General features: G+C 64.7%; 1 protein-coding gene and 1 pseudogene. Both read left to right on the forward strand.

What is annotated here, in order from left to right:
- Window positions 1–60: 60 nt before the first annotated feature.
- Entirely contained in the window at window positions 61–186 is a 126-nt protein-coding gene (locus GTW51_RS24260; protein ID WP_023722674.1) for a hypothetical protein, read from the forward strand.
- Window positions 168–962 (forward strand): annotated as a pseudogene (locus tag GTW51_RS23355) (IS3 family transposase); the annotation flags it as partial. The gene GTW51_RS24260 and the pseudogene GTW51_RS23355, both read left to right, overlap by 19 nt.

Below are 962 nucleotides of genomic sequence, written 5' to 3' on the forward strand. Positions count from 1 at the left end.
GCCCGTAAGCACGGGGTCAGCGAGGCAACGCTGTATAACTGGAAGGCGAAGTATGGCGGCATGGACGTGTCCGACGCCAAGCGCCTGAAGGCACTGGAAGACGAGAACGCGAAGCTGAAGAAGCTGCTCGCCGACCAGATGCTGGAAGCCTCGGCGCTTCGAGAGCTTCTGTCAAAAAAATGGTAGGGCCCGCCGCCAAGCGCGAAGCCGTCGCGCATCTGAAGGCCGTCATGGGCCTGTCGGAGCGACGGGCCTGTTCCTTCGTCGGCGCCGATCGCAAGATGATCCGCTACCAGTCGTGCCGTCCGCCGGAGATCGAACTGCGCGGCCGGCTACGTGACCTTGCCAATGAGCGACGGCGCTTCGGCTATCGACGCCTGTTCGTCCTGCTGCGGCGGGAGGGTGAGCCGTCAGGGATCAACCGCATCTATCGGCTCTACCGGGAGGAAGGGCTGACGGTGCGCAAGCGCCGGGCCCGGCGACGCGCGGTGGGGACGCGGGCGCCGATCCTGGTCGAGCCAAGACCGAACGCGCGCTGGTCCATCGACTTCGTGCACGACCAGTTCGCCTGCGGGCGGCGCTTTCGTGTGCTCAACATCGTCGATGACGTCACGCGCGAATGCCTGGCCGCGATCCCCGACACGTCGATCTCCGGTCGGCGGGTGGCACGTGAACTGACCGATCTGATCAGGCGTCGCGGCAAGCCGGACATGATCGTTTCCGACCACGGCACGGAGTTCACCTCGAACGCGATCCTCGCCTGGTCGAAGGATCATCTCGTCAAGTGGCACTACATCGCGCCGGGCAAGCCGATGCAGAATGGCTATGTCGAGAGCTTCAACGGCCGGATGCGCGACGAACTCCTGAATGAGAGCCTGTTCTTCGGCCTCGATCACGCCCGCAGCGCCATCGCCGAATGGCGGCAGGACTTCAACACTGCGAGACCGCATTCCTCGCTCGGA

This window comes from Aurantimonas aggregata, assembly GCF_010500835.1.
In the GTDB taxonomy this organism is placed as follows: domain Bacteria; phylum Pseudomonadota; class Alphaproteobacteria; order Rhizobiales; family Rhizobiaceae; genus Aurantimonas; species Aurantimonas aggregata.

Coding starts and splice junctions, on each gene's coding strand:
- GTW51_RS24260 (WP_023722674.1), top strand. CDS start 61: ATGGACGTGTCCGACGCCAAGCGCCTGAAGGCACTGGAAGACGAGAAC.